This window comes from Moorena sp. SIO3I6 (assembly GCF_010672095.1).
This window is the reverse complement of record NZ_JAAHHU010001114.1, coordinates 1-1,664: the sequence shown is the minus strand read 5'-3', so window position 1 is coordinate 1,664 and position 1,664 is coordinate 1. Positions and strand designations below refer to the sequence as shown.

Below are 1,664 nucleotides of genomic sequence, written 5' to 3'. Positions count from 1 at the left end.
ATGCTATACTATTCGATTTTAAAATATAGTCAAAGATAGCATCGGTAGTCTCTTTGAGTTCAGTAATTAAGGTTCCTGTTGCGTTCGCAAATTCTATCGGTGTCCCCAAACTCTCGAAATCTGGAGCAAACTGGGTTAGTTGCTGCTGAATGTCATCTGTAATCCATAACACTAAGGGGAAAGGAAGATTTTTATGAAACTCTTCGAGCACTTGATTAGTAACACTCAGCATCTGTGGTAGATTCTGGACCGATTCTAAGCCCAACACCATCACAGCACTAGGGCGTTCTTCTCCCACTATTGACCGAATGGTGTCATAGAGCACGTTGTCCGATGGCTTCAGGGTTACGGTATGAATGTCAAGGTCCGAGAGTGTTGGTAATTGCGCTACCAAACGGAAACGCACCCTGATATAATTACAGCGGGCTAAAATCAGCTTGAACTGTCCCTGAGAGGCTTCTACTGCCGACGCCAGTTTTTTCAGGGAATGCTGATTTTCAGTTGCGATCGCATTAGAGTTGTCCATCGACCAATGTAGGGTCTTCCCGCCATTCAAGTAGCCATCTTAAGTGTCAACTGTAACATCCAAACTCCAAAAAGGGACGCCAAGGGCGAACAACCGTCAACCACCGATTGCTAGGATAACTGTTGCAAAGCCAGTCACATTCAGACGGTCTTCGTTATAGAAGGCAGTACGTACTACTAAATCGAGATAAACTCTGGGGCGTAATTGCCCTTGCCAACTAATCGAGTCACCCCCTTGGCGGTACGGAGACTCTCCGGTCGGTAATCCACCCAACTGCGCACCTTTTTCGGTTTTGCCGGTATAACTCAAAGTGGTTCCAGGAATTGTTTCTCCCTGCTTGATTCGGTATAAAACTGGAACCTTGTAAACCACTAGACTGGAGTTTGTTTTGTCCGGTACCTGCGGTACCCAACCAGGTTTAGAAGATACCCCATCTACCGTTAGACGAACAGTACCACCAGCCTGTAGGCGTTCCTCAGTATAAACTAATACCCGCTGGTTGAGACCCATTTCGACTCCCCTCAGGGGAATTCCAGTCCAGTCTAGAGAGTCACCACTGCGCTTGAATGCACGCTGTCCATTGATCAACACTTCAGCAGTTTTATCCCCCGTCCTACTGATGTACCGAATATCAGTCCCTGGTATCAATGAACCAGCTTTCACCTCCTGGGTAACTGGTCCTTTGTAGACCAAGGTAGAGTTTGACCGAGGCTGACGTTCCAGTAGAGTGCAACTAGTCGTCGTAGGGACAACAGCCAACAGCACCGTTGTGGCAATTAGTAAACGTTTAAGCAAACTCAGTGCTGAGTTTTGAGTGCTCAGTCCATTGTCTTGAGTGCATTTTCCGGCGTTGCTGAATAATGGAATGATTTTAAGAGTGAGGTAGAATGGGCATCTTGGTGGAACTGGCATCTTGCCAGTTTCATGCTTATTTCGCGCGGGCAGGATGCCCACTCTACTCCTATTCATTACTTGATTCAGCAACGCCCATTTTCCTAAGTGGTAAGACGTGCTCAAGACTGAATCACCTAGTCTATGGTCAGCTCTTGCAGTGTAGGATCTGTTTTCCAAGTCAGGTTTCATGTTTAGCCTCTTTTACATGCAAGCTTGCCCCCTGATCTTCCCAGAGATAAGGGGG

At 46.9% G+C, this 1,664-nt stretch carries 1 protein-coding gene and 1 pseudogene; both read right to left on the bottom strand.

The genetic code is table 11. The features are described from left to right. Positions 1 to 526, bottom strand: a pseudogene (locus F6K49_RS46725) (hypothetical protein); the annotation flags it as partial. A gap of 96 nt (positions 527 to 622) precedes the next feature. Further along, complete coding sequence (locus tag F6K49_RS46720) at positions 623 to 1,438, bottom strand: hypothetical protein (RefSeq protein ID WP_293109299.1); 816 nt, start codon at positions 1,436 to 1,438, stop codon at positions 623 to 625. Positions 1,439 to 1,664 lie beyond the last annotated feature (226 nt).